Source organism: Intrasporangium sp. (assembly GCF_051961875.1).
In the GTDB taxonomy this organism is placed as follows: domain Bacteria; phylum Actinomycetota; class Actinomycetes; order Actinomycetales; family Dermatophilaceae; genus Intrasporangium_A.
Window position 1 is genome coordinate 1 of record NZ_JBQCCV010000271.1, and the last position, 17737, is coordinate 17737.

14 protein-coding genes are annotated in these 17737 nt (G+C 70.9%); 6 read left to right on the forward strand and 8 right to left on the reverse strand.

Annotated elements, in window-relative coordinates; translation table 11 throughout:
- Positions 1–300: 300 nt before the first annotated feature.
- The 4 genes from ACTHJJ_RS16640 to ACTHJJ_RS16655 all read right to left on the reverse strand — a co-directional run bounded on the left by ACTHJJ_RS16640 (position 301) and on the right by ACTHJJ_RS16655 (position 6212).
- Complete coding sequence (locus tag ACTHJJ_RS16640; protein ID WP_440304061.1) at positions 301–1143, reverse strand: SDR family oxidoreductase; 843 nt, start codon at positions 1141–1143, stop codon at positions 301–303.
- A complete protein-coding gene (locus tag ACTHJJ_RS16645; RefSeq protein ID WP_440304062.1) occupies positions 1140–3164 on the reverse strand; it encodes a hydantoinase B/oxoprolinase family protein in 2025 nt (674 codons plus the stop codon). Before ACTHJJ_RS16645 ends, ACTHJJ_RS16640 begins: the two co-directional genes overlap by 4 nt.
- Entirely contained in the window at positions 3161–5269 is a 2109-nt protein-coding gene (locus tag ACTHJJ_RS16650; RefSeq protein ID WP_440304063.1) for a hydantoinase/oxoprolinase family protein, read from the reverse strand. The genes ACTHJJ_RS16645 and ACTHJJ_RS16650 overlap by 4 nt, the downstream gene beginning before the upstream one ends.
- A 235-nt stretch (positions 5270–5504) precedes the next feature.
- Positions 5505–6212 (reverse strand): UPF0158 family protein, encoded by a 708-nt coding sequence (locus ACTHJJ_RS16655; RefSeq protein WP_440304064.1) that lies wholly within the window; start codon positions 6210–6212, stop codon positions 5505–5507.
- A 51-nt stretch (positions 6213–6263) separates the two neighbouring features.
- Here ACTHJJ_RS16655 and ACTHJJ_RS16660 point away from each other — a divergent pair, with 51 nt between their 5' ends.
- From ACTHJJ_RS16660 to ACTHJJ_RS16685, 6 genes are all read left to right on the forward strand, one after another.
- A complete protein-coding gene (locus ACTHJJ_RS16660; RefSeq protein WP_440304065.1) occupies positions 6264–6656 on the forward strand; it encodes a DUF6578 domain-containing protein in 393 nt (130 codons plus the stop codon).
- Positions 6657–6925: 269 nt separating this feature from the next.
- The gene (locus tag ACTHJJ_RS16665; RefSeq protein ID WP_440304066.1) at positions 6926–7606 is read left to right on the forward strand and encodes a response regulator; all 681 of its coding nucleotides are present in this window, start codon (positions 6926–6928) and stop codon (positions 7604–7606) included.
- The gene (locus ACTHJJ_RS16670; RefSeq protein WP_440304067.1) at positions 7603–9222 is read left to right on the forward strand and encodes a histidine kinase; all 1620 of its coding nucleotides are present in this window, start codon (positions 7603–7605) and stop codon (positions 9220–9222) included. The genes ACTHJJ_RS16665 and ACTHJJ_RS16670 overlap by 4 nt, the downstream gene beginning before the upstream one ends.
- A 260-nt stretch (positions 9223–9482) precedes the next feature.
- Entirely contained in the window at positions 9483–10013 is a 531-nt protein-coding gene (locus ACTHJJ_RS16675) for a hypothetical protein (RefSeq protein ID WP_440304068.1), read from the forward strand.
- Positions 10010–11419 carry a CPBP family glutamic-type intramembrane protease gene (locus tag ACTHJJ_RS16680; protein ID WP_440304069.1) on the forward strand — a complete coding sequence of 470 codons (1410 nt, stop codon included), beginning with the start codon at positions 10010–10012 and terminating at the stop codon, positions 11417–11419. The genes ACTHJJ_RS16675 and ACTHJJ_RS16680 overlap by 4 nt, the downstream gene beginning before the upstream one ends.
- Entirely contained in the window at positions 11416–12357 is a 942-nt protein-coding gene (locus ACTHJJ_RS16685; protein ID WP_440304070.1) for an alpha/beta fold hydrolase, read from the forward strand. The genes ACTHJJ_RS16680 and ACTHJJ_RS16685 overlap by 4 nt, the downstream gene beginning before the upstream one ends.
- 61 nt (positions 12358–12418) lie before the next feature.
- On the opposite strand, the gene ACTHJJ_RS16690 is transcribed toward ACTHJJ_RS16685, so the two are convergent.
- From ACTHJJ_RS16690 to ACTHJJ_RS16705, 4 genes are all read right to left on the reverse strand, one after another.
- On the reverse strand, positions 12419–13075 hold the full coding sequence (locus ACTHJJ_RS16690; protein WP_440304071.1) for an SRPBCC family protein: 657 nt from the start codon (positions 13073–13075) through the stop codon (positions 12419–12421).
- A gap of 4 nt (positions 13076–13079) precedes the next feature.
- On the reverse strand, positions 13080–15530 hold the full coding sequence (gene cutA, locus ACTHJJ_RS16695) for an aerobic carbon-monoxide dehydrogenase large subunit (RefSeq protein WP_440304072.1): 2451 nt from the start codon (positions 15528–15530) through the stop codon (positions 13080–13082).
- Entirely contained in the window at positions 15527–17116 is a 1590-nt protein-coding gene (locus ACTHJJ_RS16700) for an FAD binding domain-containing protein (RefSeq protein WP_440304073.1), read from the reverse strand. The genes cutA and ACTHJJ_RS16700 overlap by 4 nt, the downstream gene beginning before the upstream one ends.
- 207 nt (positions 17117–17323) lie before the next feature.
- A partial coding sequence (locus ACTHJJ_RS16705; RefSeq protein WP_440304074.1) for a solute carrier family 23 protein occupies positions 17324–17737 on the reverse strand: 414 nt, incomplete at its 5' end.

Consider the following 17737-nt stretch of genomic DNA (forward strand, 5'->3'; position numbering starts at 1 on the left):
GGCGGCCACGGAGGCGGCGACTCGGATGAGGAACGTGCGGGTCATGTGAACTCCTGAGAACGGTCGGCGTCGTCTCTGTCGCCGGCTGAGGGGTGGTGCAGCGGTCCCGATGGGCAGACGATGCCAGTCTGCGAGGCGGACCCGATTCATCAAGAAGTGACAGCCCCGCGTGGGTTTCCTTGTGTGTTGTGCCGATTCGAACGGGGACGTATGCCGCAGAGGCGCGCGCTCGCGCCAGGGCGTGCGCTGAGCACGCGACAAAGTGACCGGTCGACGGAGGGGAACTGACCGGTCGACGGGTCAGGAGGTGGCGCGGAGGAGGACGTCCTGCCAAGTGGTCGGTCGCCGGCCGAGCAGCACGGCGAGGTCGTCGCTCTCGTCGGCGAACCCATCGCGGTCATACGCCTCGAACATCGCCACGAGCGCCGCACGACGCTCGTCATCGAGCCCCGAACCAGGTCCGGCAAGCCACTCCTGCAAGGAGATTCGTTCTGCGACGACCGGACGGCCGAGCACACGCGAGGCTTGCTCCGCCAGCTCCCGGAACGACTGCCGCTCAGGCCCGACGAGGTCGTAGGCGCATCCCTCGTGCCCGTCCTCGGTGAGGACGCGTGCGGCCACCTCTGCCACGTCGTCGAGGTCGACGTTCGTGAACGGCGCGTCGAGGGAGTAGGGCACCCTGATCTGCCCCTCGAACGCAGGACCGAGGACATTCTGGTGGTATGCCGCCGGGCGCAGCACCGTCACGCCCGGCAGTTGCGCTCGGATCAGCTCCTCGGCCTCGCCCTTGCGCAGGTGGTGCTGCATCGCGGAGTCGTGTGGGTGCAGGACAGAGTGGAACACGAACCGGGAAACGCCTGCGCGAGAGGCGGACTCCGCCAAACGCCGGGCCATCCCGACCTCGTCGGGATGCACGTTCGGAGCCAGGTGGTAGACCCCGTCGGCGCCGGCCATGGCCTCGTCCAGTCCCAGCCCCGTCTCGAGGTCCACAGTGACCGGGGCGGCCCGCTCAGATGCATACGGGGCGCTGGTCGACCCGGGACGTACGGCAGCACGCACCCGGACGCCGCGCTCCACGAGGGCGCGCGTCACGGCGCGGCCGGTCTTGCCGGCCGCGCCGATGACGAGAACCGTTGCGGTCACATCCAGTCGACCTCGGCAGCCGCCGCACCCGCGGAGAGCCGGGCGTAGCCCGCACCTCGGTCGAAGAACGGCTGGTCGCCGCGCGCCGCGCGCAGCTCGGAGCGCAGCGCGTCCGAGGCGGCCACGTCGATGACCGGCTCGTCCCGGGACCCGGAGGCGACGACACCGTAGTCGGTTCGAGCACCGTCGAAGGAGACCTTGCCCCAACGGAGGTCGCGTTCGACCTCGTCGTAGGGCCGGTCCAGCGGGTCGCCCCAGCCGCCACCGCCGGTCGTGCGGATCCGGATGACCTGGCCGGCCTTGACCGGCTCGGCGTCCGCCAGCGCGTCCACCATCCGCTCGTTCGGGCCGCCGAGGTCGATCGTCACTTCGAAGGGGCGGCCGGCCTTGCCGCCCTTGACGCCCCAGCACGCGAGGATCGACCGGTCCGCGATCGACATGAAGTTCGCGTCCTTGAGCATCCGGATCTGCTTCTCGTAGCCGAGCCCACCGCGGTAGCGGCCGGCGCCACCCGAGTCGACTGCCAGCCCGAGCCGCTCGACGATGAAGGGGAACCGGCTCTCGGTGAACTCGGTCGGCAGGTTCCGCGAGTCGGGCACGACGTGGATGGTGTCCTCGCCGTCGGCGTAGTAGCGCCCGCCGGACCCGCCGCCGAGCACCTCGCGCATGAGGTAGTCGTTGCCGTCGCGGTCCTTGCCGTAGACGCCGGTGTAGCGGATCGTCTCCTGGTCGGCGGGCATCTTCCCGTCGACCGCCTTGGCGACGACGCCGGCGAGCACGCCGAGGAGGCGCAGGATGACGAAGGTGCGGGCGTTCGTCGGACCCGGGTAGATCGGCGTGAGCAGCGTGCCCTTCTCCGGGAAGCGCATCTCGATGAGCGGCACGATGCCCTCGTTGACGTCGAGCTCCGCCATCCGCTCCGGGGTGTCCGCGAGGTTGCGAAGGATCGGGGCGAGCCACTTCTTGAGGAAGTTGCCGCCGACGTAGTCACCGCAGTGGTTGATCGGCCCCTTCGCCTGGGCGGCCGTGCCGGTGAAGTCGATGATGAGCCGCGGGCCGTTGCCGGGACCACCCGTCGACGTCTTGGTCAGGGTGATCCGCTGGGTGTGCAGCATGGGGTCGTCGACCCCGTCGTGCTCGGCGTAGTCCTCCCAGACGTACTGGCCGTCGGGGATCTTCGAGAGGATCTCGCGCCGGTAGGTCTCGGTCGTGTTGTCGAGGATGGCGTCGAACGCCGCCTCCACCGTGTCACGCCCGTACCGGGTGAACAGCTCGGAGAGCCGGCGCGCCCCCATGAGGCAGGCGGAGCACTCGGCGTCGAGGTCGGCCGCGAGGCTGTCGGGCATCCGGGAGTTGCGCGTCATGATCCGCAGCGCGGAACGGTTGGGAACTCCCTTGTCCCACAGCTTGATCGGCGGGACGGCGAGGCCCTCCTCGTGGACGCTGGTCGCGCCGGACGGCATGGAGCCCGGGCAGGCACCGCCGATGTCGTCGTGGTGGCCGAAGGCCTGGACGAACGCGACGACCTTGCCCTCGTGGAAGACCGGGACGGTGACGCAGAGGTCGGGCAGGTGGCCGATGCCGCCCTCCGACTCGTACACGTCGTTGTGGAAGAAGACGTCGCCCTCGCTCATCGTCTCGAGCGGAAAGTCCCGGACGATCGGGTGCACGAGGGCGCTGTACGAGCGCCCGGTCAGCTTGCGCAGCTGGCGGTCGTGGATGCCGGCCCGGAAGTCGTGCGCGTCCCGGATCATGGGGGAGCGCGAGGTGCGCGAGATGGCCGTCTCGACCTCCATCTCGACGCTCGCGAGGGTGCCCTCGACGATCTCGACGATGATGGGGTCGACCTTGGTGCCCTCGGCGGTGAGCCGCTCGCCGTGCGCGTACGCCGTGGGCAGGCCCGCGGGGTTCACCGGCTCAGAGGCGATGTACTGCTCGAGGGCCTCGCCCGTCAGCGGTATGACGCTGAGCTGGCTCCCGCTGTCGCGCTGGGTCGTGGGGTTGGTGGGGGTCGTGGTCACTGGTCCGACTCCTTCGTGATGACGAGGTTGCCGTAGGCGTCGACGCGGACGACGAAGCCGGGGTGGACGGGCACGGTGGAGCCGAACTCCTCGATGATGGCCGGGCCCGTGATGGTGTCGCCGGCGTGGAGGTCCGGGCGCCAGTAGACGCCGGTCGCGACGTAGCCGTCGGCAGCGTCGAAGCAGACCTCGCGGGTGCTCCGGAGCGCGCGCGTCGCCACGTCCGCGCCGCCGGGGGCGGAGGCGAGCTCGCGCAGTTCCGGCCGGGTGATCGGGCCGATGCCCGAGACGCGGAGGTTGACCCACTCGACCTGCTGGTGCGGGTCGCCCCGGAAGTCATAGCCGTAGAGGGCACGGTGCTCGGTGTGGAAGGCGTCGGCGACGGACTCGGCGAGCTCGCGGGTCACGGGGCCCTCTGGCATCGGCACCCGCACCTCGAAGGCCTGGCCGAAGTAGCGCAGGTCGGCGGTGCGGACGTAGCGGTGCTCGGACCGCTCGAAGCCCTCGGCGTCGAGTGCCTCGGCCGCTCGGTCGGTCAGCTCGTCGAGGACGGCCTGGACCGCGTCGAGGTCGAGACCCTCGTGCCTCGCGACGGACGTCTGGACGTAGTCGTTCTTGACGTCGACGGTGAGCAGGCCGAACGCGGAGACGTTGCCGGGGTTCTGGGGCACGACGACACCGGCGAGGCCGAGGATGTCGACGAGTCGGCACGCGAGGAGCGAGCCGGAGCCACCGAAGGTCGCGAGCATGAAGTCGCGCACGTCCAGACCCCGCTTGACCGACACCTGGCGCAGGGCATTCGCCTGGTTCCACGCCGAGATCTCGAGGATGCCGACCGCGCACTGGTCAGGAGTGAGGTCGAGCTTGCCGGCCAGGTCCTCGATGCCGGCGCGGGCGGCGTCGACGTCCAGCGGGATCTCGCCACCGAGCAGGTGCGGGGGGATGCGGCCGAGCACGACGTGGGCATCGGTGATGGTCGGTTCGGTGCCACCCTTGGCGTAGCAGAGCGGGCCCGGGTCGGCGCCGGCCGACTGGGGGCCCACCTTGAGCGTGCCCTCCGGGGAGATCCAGGCGATGGACCCTCCGCCCGCGCCGACGGTGACGACGTCGATCATCGGGATCTTGCTCGGGTAGGCGCCGACCGATCCCTCGGTCGTCAGGGTCGGCTCGCCGTCGAGCACCACGGAGACGTCGGTGCTCGTGCCGCCGCCGTCACAGGTGAGGACGCGGTCGAAGCCGGCCCGCTTGGCGATGAGACCCGCGCCGAGAGCGCCGGCCGCCGGCCCGGACAGGACCGTGGTGATCGGCTGGTTGACGACCTCGTGGGCCGAGAGCACTCCGCCGTTGGACTTCATGATGTAGAACGGCAGCCGCTCGCGGGCGTCGTTGCCGGCCGTGAAGGCGTCGAGGCGGTCGTGGATGTTGCGGACGTAGCGGGACACCTTCGGCTTGACCGCTGCGTCGACGAGGGTCGTCATGGATCGCTCGTACTCGCGGTACTCGCGCAGCACCTCGCTCGAGATCGACACGACCGCTTCCGGGTGCTCTGCGGCGAGGATCTCGCGCATCCGGCGCTCGTGCGCGTCGTTGGCGTAGGAGTGCAGGAAGCACACACCGATCGTCGCGATGCCGCGGTCGCGGAACCAGCGGGCGACCCGGACCGCGCCCTCCTCGTCGAAGGGACGGATCTCGTTGCCCTCGAAGTCGAACCGGCCGTCGACCGTCTTGACGAGGTCAGCCGGGACGATCCGGGGAGGCTTGACCCAGAAGTAGCTGTTCCCGTAGCCGTCGGGCACCGCCTGGCGGGCGATTTCGAGGACGAACTCGTAGCCCTCGGTCGTGATGAAGCCGACCTGCTCGATCTTGCCCTCGAGCAGCTGGTTGGTCGCGACCGTCGTGCCGTGCGAGACGGCGGTGACGTCGTCACCTGTCGCGCCGAGAAGGTCGAGAACCTTCGTCACGCCGTTGATGAAGCCGTCCGCCGGGTTCGAGGGGGTGGACGGCGTCTTCGTCGTGACGAGCTCACCGGTCTCCTCGTCGAGCGCGACGACGTCGGTGAAGGTCCCACCCGTGTCGATGCCGATCCTGATGCGCCGTGAAGTCATGGCCATGATTCAACCGGCGACGGTCCCTCGAGGCCTTGGCAGATGCTGACAATGGAAGCCCTGTTCTCCGTCAGTCTTCGCCTCTCGCGTCGAGTGAGCGCCCGGGCACACCCGTAACACTTCCAGCGTCACTGCTTCTTCCCGTCGAGTGAGCGCCCGGCCGCAGCCGTCACACGTCGAGTGAGCACTCGGCCCCACCTGTAACACCTCGAGTGAGCAGTCTGTCCCACCCGTCCTATACGTCCGGCCTGTAGCCCTCGTCAGCCAGCCAGCGGCGGGCTCGCCCTCGCTTGGAGTCGCTGTCGATCTCGTACCACTCGTTGAGCAGGCCGACCTCCGCCAGCACGTCCTTGAACCGGCGGAAGGCGCCCCGTCCCGAGACGGCCCGTCGGAGCCGCTTGCGGAGCCGCTCGTCCTCCTGCTGGTCGATGAACCATTCCATGTCACGATATGCGGACCTCGAGCCCAGTGAGTCGATGTAGAGCCATCGGTCAGGGCCGTCGTCTTCGGAGTCAGGTTCGGGCAGCTCGCCGGTCTCGACCATGTAGTCGAAGGTGTAGCCGGTCAGGACCTCCCCGTTCGTGAGGTCGATCCTCGGCGAGGAGCTCGAGATGTAGTCGGGGCCGGACTCCAGCGCATCGGCCAGCTCCTCGAGGTCGACCGCCAGCGGGCGGAGCATCGGCACCGGTCCGTCACCGACCGCCCCCGCGAGCGCCGCGGACAGCTCCGAGTCGCCGTCCCAGGCTCGCTCGTCAAGGCGCCGGCCGCACTCCCGAGCCAGTGGAGCCGCACCGACCGTGCCCGCGCGCACCTCCCGGATCAGGGCCCCACCGATGAGCTGGAGGGAGTGCTCGGACATGTCCCCCCGGCGTAGATGCTCGACGAAGCGCTCCCCGCCGTCGTAGGCGCTGGCCCTGAGCTCCTGCATCTGGTCATCCCGCATGTCACCTGTGTAGCGCAGTCCTCCGCCTCATGTGCCGCCTACGATGGCGCGATGGCGCTGGTGTTCATGGAGGGCTGGCAACTGGAGTGCTGCGGCGAGCGGTTCACGGTCGGGGACCGGGTCGAGTGGACCCTGCAGCCCATCGAGGGTCGCGCGTGGTACTCCGACGCCCTGGGATCGGCGCTCGCCGACGAGCTCGCCTTTCACGAGGAGCACCACGGCGGAGCGCTTCAAGGGCACCCGCAGACGGCAGGGACGGTTACGTCGATTCGGGCGGCCTTCTGCCGGTATGGCTCCCAGCCGGGCGAAGATCCGCGGAACCGCTACCCGGTAGCGGGCACGGGTCGCCTCGAGAGGATCGAGCGGGCAGACCCGACCGACCTCTTGGCCCGAGTCCCCTCTGACGACCAGTTCGTTGGTCTCGTAATCGACCTCGACACCTGACGCGAGTCCTCCCCGTCGAAGGGGCGCCTCAGTCTCACAGTTCCTCCCGTCGAATGAGCGCTCGGTCCCAGGTGTCACAGCGGCGGCGTGACGGCTGGGACGAAGTGCTCACTCGACATGGGGGAGCGCGCGGGACTGTCGAGCTGGAAGCAAGTCCAGTGGGATAGCCGTGTCGTATGACGCTGCACCGGTTCCTCCTGCCGGTGGCCTTCCGCGCGCCGAGCGGAATGGCCTGCGCAGAAGGGCGATTCGGCCGCACAATGTGGGCCATGTCTCTTGGCACCCCGGACGCCGACGTGCTGCGCGTCCTCATCGTCGACGACCACCGCGTCGTGCGGGCCGGCCTCACCGCGTTCCTCGGGACGGAGGACGGGATCGAGGTCGTCGGCGAGGCCGCCGACGGGCGCGCGGCACTCGATGAGATCGCCGTCCTCGAGAACCGCGGCCGGCTGCCCGACGTCGTCCTCATGGACGTGCAGATGCCGCGTCTGGACGGGGTCGAGGCGACACGCCAGGTCCGCAGCCGGTGGCCGGGCGTCGAGGTCGTCGTCGTGACGTCCTTCACCGAGACCGACACGGTGCGGGCGGCGCTCGAGGCGGGGGCGAGCGGCTACGTCCTCAAGGACGCGGAGGCGAGTGACGTTGCGGACGCGATCAGGGCCGCCGCTGCAGGCGAGATGCGGCTCGATCCCGCTGTCGCCAAGGCGCTCACCGCCGCGCTGCGGCCGACCCGGAGCGTGACCGAAACGCTCACCGGGCGGGAGCGGGAGGTGCTCGTGCTCGTGGCGAGCGGGGTGACGAATCGCGAGATCGGCCGGCGCCTCGGCGTCGCGGAGCGGACCGCCCGGACCCATGTGTCGAACATCCTCGGCAAGCTCGGTCTGCGGTCGCGCACACAGGCTGCGCTGTGGGCCGTCCGGGAGGGCCTCGTCGACGAGGAGAGGGCATGAACGGCGCCCACGACCCGAGGACGCTGCGGTCGACCTCGATGCCGACGCTGCCCGACGTCGAGCCGGCCGATGCTTCGATGAGGAGCGTCGACGACCAGATCCTCGAGCTCTTCTTCGACCGGGCCCCCATGGGCGTCGCCATCTTCGACACGGACATGCGGCTACAACGCTGCAACAAGACGTGGACGCATTTCTATGAGCACTACCTCGGTGTCGGGCCGGCGTACACCGCCCCGGGGACTTCCATCCACGACCTGATCCCCGGGAACGAGGAGAGCGTCCAAACCCTCGTCGATGCGGCCCTCGGCGGCCGAGTCATCCGCCAGGCGGCCCACCGCGTCACCATCCCCGGGCTGGAAACCTTCTGGGATGTCGTCTTCGCGCCGCTCTACGACAACGGCGAGGTCGTCGGCGTCGTCGACATCGTCACTGATGCGACCGACCGGGTCCACTCGCTGAGGCGGCTCCAGGCGCGAATCGCCACCTTCACGCGGGTCGCCACCGCCATGTCGCTCGACCAGCCGCTGGAGGCGATCCTCGCCGGCATCGTGGCGGCCGTCGGTGAGACGACCACGGCCCTCGGGGCCTCTGTCGTGTCCTGGGACTCCGCGGGCGCGCGTCCGGCGGTGGCGCATGCCGACCCCCGGCTCGGGAGTGGCCTCGCCGAGGCACTCGCCGACACGTGGTCGCGTCCCGAGATGCCGACCCGAGCCGCGACGGGGTCCCGAGTCGTGCATCGGCGTGGGATGCGTCAGGCGATCCTCGACAACCCCGCCTTCGCGCTGCTGAGGCCGTACGCCGAGGCGGCGACGTGGGAGGACCTCGCCATCGTGCCCCTCGTCGCGTCCGGACTGTCGTTCGGTGAGCTGCACGTCTACCTCCCGGGGGGCGCCGAACTCGACGCGGATGACGAGGAGTACCTCGTCGCCCTGGCCGACCAGGCCGCGATCGCGGCCCAGAACGCCGAGCTGTTCGCCGCCGGCAGCAAGGCGGCCGAGCTCGAGGCGAGGCACAGGATGGCCCGTGACCTGCACGACTCGGTGAGCCAGGCGCTCTTCTCCATGACCCTGCACTCCGCGGCCGCCGCCCGGCACCTCGAGTCGTCTGGGCTGGGTGAGCACCCGGCCGCCTCGCAGGTGACGGAGCTGCGGTCTCTCACGCAGGGCGCCCTGGCCGAGATGCGGGCACTGATCTTCGAGCTGCGGCCGGGTGCCCTGGCGGAGGAGGGGATCGTCTCGGCCCTGCGGAAGCAGGCGGCCGCGATCTCGTCCCGCGAGCGGGTCGACGTCGTCGTCTCCGCGGAGGGCGACGTGCCCAGCCTTGCTCCGGAGGCCGAGGAGCACCTCTACCGCCTCGTCCTCGAGGCGGTGAACAACGCGGTGAAGCACGCCGACGCCGGACGGATCGAGGTTTCCCTGGTCGTGTCAGAGGAGGGTGCCTCGCTCCTCGCAAGCATCAACGACGACGGTCGGGGATTCGACACGAGCCGGCCGCGACCCGGTCACCTCGGCCTTCGCACCATGGCCGAGCGGGCCGAGTCGCTCGATGCCGCCCTGACAATCACGTCGCAGGCAGGTCGAGGGACGACCGTCGCCGTGACGGTCCCGCTCGCGTAGGGGCGACCCGCTACGACGCTGACAACTGCACCGCGGCCGACCTCGGAGCGGTCGGAGAGCTGACAGCGCCGGCAACCGGGCGGCCGCGGCGGGATGGTCGGAGACGTGTGTAGCCGGTGTGCCGGCTACGTCATTCGGCCGAGACCCTCTCGGCCGAAGATCCCGGAGCGGTCGGCCCAGTCGGCCGATGTGCCGCAATGCCCTTGTCCACGAGCGTGACCGGTGTCAGGGAAACCTCGCTCCAGAAAGGCAACGGAACCATGTCAACCGCTCAGTGGACGCTCAGCATCGTCCTGCTCGTCTGGGTCCTCGGTCGCAACGTCGGCGTCCGAGCCGTCACCCGCTCGATGTTCGTCATCCCGCTCGTGATCGTCGCCGTCGCGGCCGTCGCCATGCTCCGCGACGTGCCCCTCACGGGCAACGACCTCACCCTCGAGCTCATCGCCGTCCGTGTCGGGCTTCTCCTCGGCGTCATCGCCGCCGCCACCTGCCGCCTCGAGCACCGTGACGGGAGGCTCAGCGTCCGCGCCGGACTCGGCTTCGCCGCTCTATGGATCCTCGTCATCGCCGGTCGCGCCATCTTCGCCACCTGGGCCGAGGGGTCTGGCGCGGCGACGGTCGGCCGCTTCTCCCGGGACCACCTCATCACGGGCGCCGACGCCTGGACGGCCGCATTCGTGCTCCTCTCCCTCGCCATGGTCGTCGGCCGGCTCCTCGTCCTCGGCGCCCAGGTGAGCCTTGCCCACCACCGCAGCAGCCGCAGCCGGCTCGTCACGGAGGCGCGCGCATGACCACGCTTCCCACCAGCGCGCCGACGGCCCTCGGGCGCCTGACACCGCTCGCGACACCCAGCGCGACCACGAGCCCGGCCGAGCCGGCCTCGGCCACCGCCACCGTGACGGCCACCGACCCTGATCCGGCGCGCCGCTCGCCGGTCCTCGTGGTCGCACAGGATCACCGGGTCCGGGCCGCGCTGGCCGCCATCGTGACGGCGAGCCCGGACCTCGAGCTGAGTGGACAGGCCGCCTCCGGGCGAGAGGCCCGGGATCTGCTCGACGATGAGGGCCGCCCGCACACCGTGGTCGTCGACCTCGACGTCCCGGTCCCGGCAGGGCCACTCGCCCTCGTGGCCGACCTCGCCCCGGCCCACGACGTCATCGCCCTCACCGCGCGGCGCCAGCGCGCCGTGTCGGCGACCAGCGCCGGAGCGGTCGCCGTTGCCTCGACCGTCGAGGAGGTCGAGGAAGCGATCTCGGCCACGGCTGCCGGCACCGCCGGCGACAGGGACGAGTCCACCGGGCCTGGCCACACCGTGCCGGCTGCCCTCCGCATGTCCCGGGCCGACCTCCTCGCCGTGCTGCTTGCCGTGTTCCTGCCGCCCTGGGCCTTCTGGTTCTCGGCGATCGCCCAGGACGCCGGCCTCATCGGTTGGCGCCTGCCCCAGGGCGCCGCCCTCTGGTCCATGACCCTGCCGCTCCTCGGCGTGGCCGTCTGGCGCTTCGGGACGTCCGCGCTGCGCGACCTCGCTGCCCGGGTCAACCGCTGGCGCGTTCCCGTCCGTTCGTACGCCGCCGCGATCCTGGGGCCGCTTGCCCTCGGCGCGATCGCCGCGGGCAGCGGTATGGCCCTCGGTGCGGCCAACCCCGTTGGCCAGGTCCTTCCGGTCGGACCGGCGCTGGCCTATCTCGTGACCGGAACGGGTGTCTTCCTGCTCACCGAGGAGCTGGCATGGCGCGGAGTGCTCCTGCCGCGGCTCCTGCCCCGATCGACGCCGTGCCGTGCGTCGCTCCTGGTCGGAGCAATGTGGGCGGTGTGCCACCTGCCGCTGCTCAACGTCGACGGCGAGGCCGACGCCGGCCTGCCCGTGCTCGGGTTCGTCATCCTCGTTGTCGCCACGAGCGTCCTCATGACCGGGCTCGTCGGGCTGGCCCGTGGGAGCGTCCTCGTCGCCGCCCTGGGCCACGCCGCGCTCGACGCGTCGTACAGCTGGTTCGGCGTCGTCGGCCGGGACCACCGCGTCTTCTGGTCCACGGTGGCCGTCGCGTCACTCGCCGCCCTCGCCCTGCACGTGACGACCAGGGGTCAGCTCTTCACACCGACCCTCCGCATCGAGTCACCACGGCGCTCCGTGCGTCTCCGCGCGACCACGAACTCCCTTGGCCTCTCGGCGGTTACCGCCGTTAGGCTGCCGCGGTGACGACCCCGCCGATCACCCGCGACCTCACCATTGCCGGCGCCGACGGCCGATCGACCTCGATCCGGCTCACCGGCGCCGAGCGCGGCCGACCGCTCCTGTGGCTGCACGGTTTCGGCGGCTCACGACTGGAGCAGCACCCGGACGCGGCCCTGGCCGCCGCCGCGGGCGTTCTCGTCGTCGCCCCGGACCGGCCCGGCATCGGCACGAGCAGCCCAGCCGGCACCCGCACTCTGCTCGACACCGCGGCCGAGACGGCCGCCGTGATGCACCATCTCGGCCACGACCGCTATGCCGTCGCCGGACTGTCGTGGGGTGCCGCCCACGCAGCGGCCGTGGCACGGGCGGACGCGGGATCCGTCACGAGGCTCGGCCTCGTCTCACCCGTCACCGGATGGTTGCGCGGCCCAGGGCGGCTGCCCGACCGGCCGGGGCCCTGGGCCGCGATCGGCTGGTTGGCGGGCCATCCGGTGCTCCTGCGAGCGGCACTGGCGCTCCAGACCCGATCCTTCCGGCGTGACCCGCAGGCCACGGTCAGCAAGCTCGCGGCGAGCGCGCCCGCGGCCGACGCAACGGTGCTGGCCGACGACGGCGTCCGCGCCATGCTCGTGGCCAAGACACAGGCCGCGCTCGAGCAGGGCATCGCCGGCCTCGCGGCCGACACCCGGGCGGTCGCCCAGCCCTGGGGGTTCGCGCTGTCCGACCTGACCACATCGACAATCGTCTGGTGGGGCGAGCAGGACAGCGAGATCCCGCACAGCTGGGTCGAGGCGCTACCCGAGACCGTCAGCGACTGCGAACTGCGCGTCGTGCCCGATGCCGGGCACCTGCTCTACCTCTCGGTGTGGTCAGAGATCCTCGCGCTCGCGACTACGGAGCCGGATCTCGGCATGACCGAACCCGAGGGGAGCGGGACGAAGAGCGACCGAGCCGCCGGCTGAGCGGCCATACCGTCCGGTATGACGCACAGCCAGCGGCGTGTGGGCGTTCCGGCCCGCTGGACTACTTCCGGCGCGCGATCCGCGCTCCGAGCGCGACTCCGACGAAGGCGATGAGGCCACCGACGATCGCGCCCGCGGCGAAGCTGCGGCCGTCGATGTCCGTCGCGGACGCCGGCGCCTTGCCCGCGTAGACGCGGGGCTCACCCGCGGCCTGGGCCCCCACAGTCGTCGTTGGGGCCGCAGTCGGCAGTGGAGCGACGGCGCGCTCCTCGGGACGGACCCCGGCGATGTCGGCGTCGAGCGCCGCGAAGAACTGCCCGGCCATCTTCTTGGTGACGCCGGACAGCATCCGCTGACCGACGCCGCCGATGGGGCCGCCGACCTCAGCGTCCGCCTTGTAGGTCACCCGCGTGCCGCCGTCCTCGCACACGTCGAGGGCGACATCGACGTCGGCCTCCACGGTGCCGGGGGTGCCTGTGCCAGAGGCCTTGAGCCGCAGCGAGTTCGGCGCCTCGATGTCCTCGAGGCGCACGGTGCCGTCGTAGCTGCCGCGCACCGCGGCGACGCCCATCGTGACGCGCATCTTGTAGGCGTTGTCGCCGTCCTCGGTCAGGGACTCACACCCAGGGAGGGTGCGTGCGAGGACGGCCGGGTCGTGGATGGCCCGCCACACCTGGTCGGGGGTCGCGGACAGTGAGACGGCTCCGGTGATCTTCATCGAGTCACTCCTTCGGTGTGCCGCTGAGCTCAGCGGGCGCGGATGTGTGGTCAGAGGGGTGGCGGAGGCTGGGGAGGTCGCCGGCGGCGTGGCGCCGGCGCAGGTCCCACAGCTCCGCCGGTGAGATCGGCATCGAGGTGATGGGGAAGCCCTCCGCGTCGGAGATCGCGGAGGCGATGACGGCCGTCACCGGGATGCAGCCGGCCTCGCCGGCACCCTTGATGCCCAAGGGGTTCAGCGGGGACGGAGTCTCCAGATGGTCGGTCTCGACGTGCGGCACCTCGGAGGCGTACGGAAGCAGGAAGTCCATGAACGAGGCGTTGAGCAGCTGCCCGCCCTCGTCATAGACCATCCGCTCGTACAGGGCGCCGCCGACGCCCTGGGCGACGCCGCCGTGGACCTGTCCCTCGACGATCATCGGGTTGATCATCGGCCCGCAGTCGTGGATGACGCAGTAGCGCAGGATCTTGATCTCGGCGGTCACCGGGTCGGTCTCGACGATGGCGGCGTGCATGCCGTTCGCGAACGTCGCCTGGGTGGGGGAGTAGAAGTCTTTGCCCTCGAGGCCGGGCTCGTCGTCGTCGGCGACCGGCGGCTTGTCCGGGTCGAACGTGCCGGCGAACTGCGTTGCTGCCCTTGCCGCCTCGTCGAACGCATACCGCAGCGGGTTGGACAGGACGGAGATCGTCCCAAGCGAGATCGACTGGCCCGGCGCGCCCTTGACGGACACCTCGCCGTCGACGATCTCCAGGTCGTCGACGGAGACCTCGAGGGCCTCGGCGGCGATGCGGAGCGCCTTGGCGCGAACGGCGCGGGCGGCGAGGGCGACGGCATTGCCGCTCATCACCGCGGCGCGGGACGCGAAGGTGCCCACGGCATACGGCATCTTGCGGGTGTCACCCGTCGTGACATGCACGTCCTCGACGCGCACCCCGAGCTCCTCCGCGACCACCTGCGCGAAGGCCGTCTCGTGGCCCTGCCCCTGCGAGGTGAGTCCGGTCGAGACGTTGACGCGGCCCGACGTCTCGACCTGGACGTGCCCGCCCTCATAGGGCCCGACGCCGGTTCCCTCGACGTAGCAGCCGATCCCGAGCCCGATCCGACGTCCCTCGGCCTCGGCGGCGGCGCGGTACTCGGCGAAGTCGTCCCATCCCACGAGCGCCTTGAGCTTGTCGAGGCTCGCGGGGAAGTCTCCGGAGTCGTACTTGAGCGGGCGACCGTCCTGGAAGAGCAGCCCGTGGTCGTAGGGCATCTCCTCGGGGAGGATGAAGTTGCGCGACCTGACCTCGGCGCGGTCGAGACCGAGCTCGTCGGCGATCGCGTCCATGGTGCGCTCCATGAGGAAGCAGCCCTGCGGCCGGCCGGCGCCGCGGTAGGGCGTCACGATGACCGTGTTGGTGTAGAGCGACCAGAACTCGCACCGGTAGGCACCGGGCTTGTAGGGGCCGAGCAGCTGGGTCGAGGTGATGATCGGCACGATGATCCCGTAGGGGGTGTAGGCGCCGTTGTCGTGCCAGAACTTCACGTCGAGCGCGGTGATGACACCCCGCTCGTCGAACCCGACCTCGACGTGCTGCAGCTGCCCGCGCTCGTGGGCGGACGAGATGAAGTGCTCGCGGCGGTCCTCGGTCCACTTGACGGGCCGGTCGAGCATCTGTGCGGCCCAGGAGACGAGCACCTCCTCGGGCCACGGGTGCATGATCTTGACCCCGAAGCCGCCACCGACGTCGGGGGCGATGCACTCGACCTTGCTGAGCGGCAGCCCGAGGCGGGCGGCCACGGCTGCCCGGACCCCGGTCGAGGTCTGGGTCGAGGACCAGAGGCGCAGCTCGCCGCGTTCGTCATCCCATCGGGCGTAGACGCCCTTGCCCTCCATCGGCATCGAGGCGCTCCGCTCGATCTCCAGGTCGAGGGTGAGCCGGTTGGCGCTGGACGCCATCGCGGCCTCGACGTCGCCGACCTCCTGGAGCATGTGCGCCGCGACATTGCCGGGGACGTCATCGTGAACGAGCTCCGTTGCGGAGCGGGCGTGTTCGAGCCCGACCACGACCGGCAGGCGCTCGTACGTGACCGCGATGCGCTGCGCGGCGTCCTCGGCGACATAGCGGTCCCGGGCGATGACCATGACGACGGCCTCGCCGACGTGGTTGACCTCGTCCTTGGCGAGCGCGTAGCCGGTGCGGCCCTCGGTCAGGGTGGGGTGCGGGATGAGGAGCGGCAGCGGCTCCGACATCCGCTCCGGCAGGTCCTCCCAGGTGTAGATCCCGACGACGCCCTCGATGTCGACGGCCTCGCTCGCGTCGACCTCGACGACCCGCGCGTGCGCGTGCGGGCTGCGCACGAACGCCGCCTCGAGCGCGTCGTGCCCGAGGTCGTCGAGGTAGCGCCCCTGCCCGGTGACGAGCCTCGGGTCCTCGCGTCGCTTGACCGGTGCCCCGAACATCCGCGTCGTCACGCCGGGCTCCCTTCCGTTCCAACCGATTCCGTATGCGGCTGAGCCGACTGCTGCTCGCCCGTTTCCGCCTGCTCGTCGCCGTTGCCCTCGCCCTCGCGCTCGCTCCGGAGCTCGGAGGCGCGCAGGACGCTCTTGACGATGTTCTGGTAGCCCGTGCATCGACAGAGGTTGCCGGAGATCGCCTCGCGCGCCTCCTCCTCGGTCGGCTTCGGGTTCTCGTCGAGGAAGGCGCTGATCGTGGTCAGGAAGCCGGGGGTGCAGAAGCCGCACTGGAGGCCGTGGCACTCGGTGAAGGCCTGCTGGACGGAGTTCATCCGGGTGCCGTCCTCACGCTCGCGGGCGTCCGGCGCGTGGCAGAGGCCCTCGACGGTCGTCACCTCGTGACCCTGGGCCGACACGGCGAACATCAGGCACGAGCGCATGGGCTGGCCGTCGACGAGGACGGTGCAGGCGCCGCACACGCCGTGCTCGCAGCCGACGTGGGTGCCGGTGAGGCGCAGGTCGTGGCGCAGGAAGTCCGAGAGCAGGCGCCGCGGCTCGACCGAGGCGCTCTGCTCCCGCCCGTTGACGTGGACCGTCACCTCGGTCGGCCCCTCGCTGGTCCCGCCGACCGACCCGTTCGAGGGCGAACCGGTCGGTCCACCGGCGCGCTGGCTCTCCCAGGGACCGCGCGGAGACAGGGGGGTGGACGAGATGCGCATCTTGTCCGGCGCCGAGTCGGTGGCGGTCTGGGTGAGGGCACGGCGGGTCAGCTCGGTCACGAGCATGCGCCGGTACTCGGCGCTCGCATGGATGTCGCTCTCGGGCTCGACGAACTCCCGCACCCGCTCCGCCACGTCGTCGAGGCGCCGTCCGAACCCGGCCCGGTCGGCGACGTCGACACCGGCGAGGGCCTCCGACACGTCGAGCACGGCCGGCACGTCCGTCACCGAGACGAACCCGACCTTCGCCCCGGTCACGGCACCGGCGCCATCGACGCCCAGCGTCACGCCGACGCCGGCCAGGGCGTAGTCCCCGTGCCGCCGTGCCGACTCGACGAACGTGGTCCGGGTTCCGGCGGGGAACCGGTGGAACCGCACCGCGACGCACAGCTCGGACTCGTCGAGGGAGGTCTCCAGGGGGCCGAGGAAGAACTCGCCCCAGGGCACCTCGCGCCTGCCGGCCGGTCCCGCGACCTCGACGACGCCATCGCACAGCGCCAGGACCGTCGGCATCTCACCGGCGGCGTCGGCGTGCGCGATCGAGCCGACGGTCGTGCCCCGATTGCGGATCGCCGGGTGGGCGACGTTGAGGAGCGCCTGCCGCAGCAGGGGGAGTGCGGCATACGCGTCTTCCCGGCGCTCGAGCGTGGCGTGACGAACCAGCGCACCCACGCGGACCCAGTCATCGGACACCTCGACCCTGTCGAGACCGGTCACCCGGTTGATGTCGACGAGGTGGGCCGGCGATGCGAGCCGCATGTTGAGCATCGGGATGAGGCTCTGGCCACCGGCGAGCACCTTGCCGTCGTGGCCGACCTCGGCGAGGACCGCGACGGCGGCCTCGACCGACTCGGGGGAGTGGTGGACGAAGGGTGCGGGCTTCACGTTCTCGATCCTGCCTGCTGTGACGTGAGGGGACTAGGGGCGGTGGTGCGACGAGACCCGAGGAGGTTTGGCAAGTTCTGCCGAGAGCGGCCGGCCGGCCGGAAATGCAGGGCCCGCGGCGGCCATCGCTCGGAAGCAGCTGGGCCCCCGACGGTCACCCGTCGGGGGCCCAGCTTTCACCACCTGATCAAGCCAGGCTGCGGTTGCTCACCGCTGCGTGCGCAGGTCGGGACCGCCGGGGCGGTCCTGGTAGAGGTCGTCGATCCCGTCGCTGTCGCCATAGCCGACGTCACCGAGGGTGATTGCCGTGCCTTCCGCGCGCCGGACGAGGTCGCTCGGCGCGATGGAGCGGGCCATGTGGTAGACGGCGATGACGACGATCGTGCCGAGGGCGATGCCGCCGAGGGTGAAGTTGTCGGTGAACTTCAGCTCGACGTTGCCGATGCCGATGATGACGCCAGCCGCGACGGGCACGAGGTTGATCGGGTTGCCGAAGTCGACGCCGTTCTCCTTCCAGATCTTGGCGCCGAGGAGGCCGATCATGCCGTAGAGGATCACGGTGATGCCGCCGAGCACGCCGCCCGGGGTCGCGGCGACGAGGGCGCCGAACTTGGGCGAGAG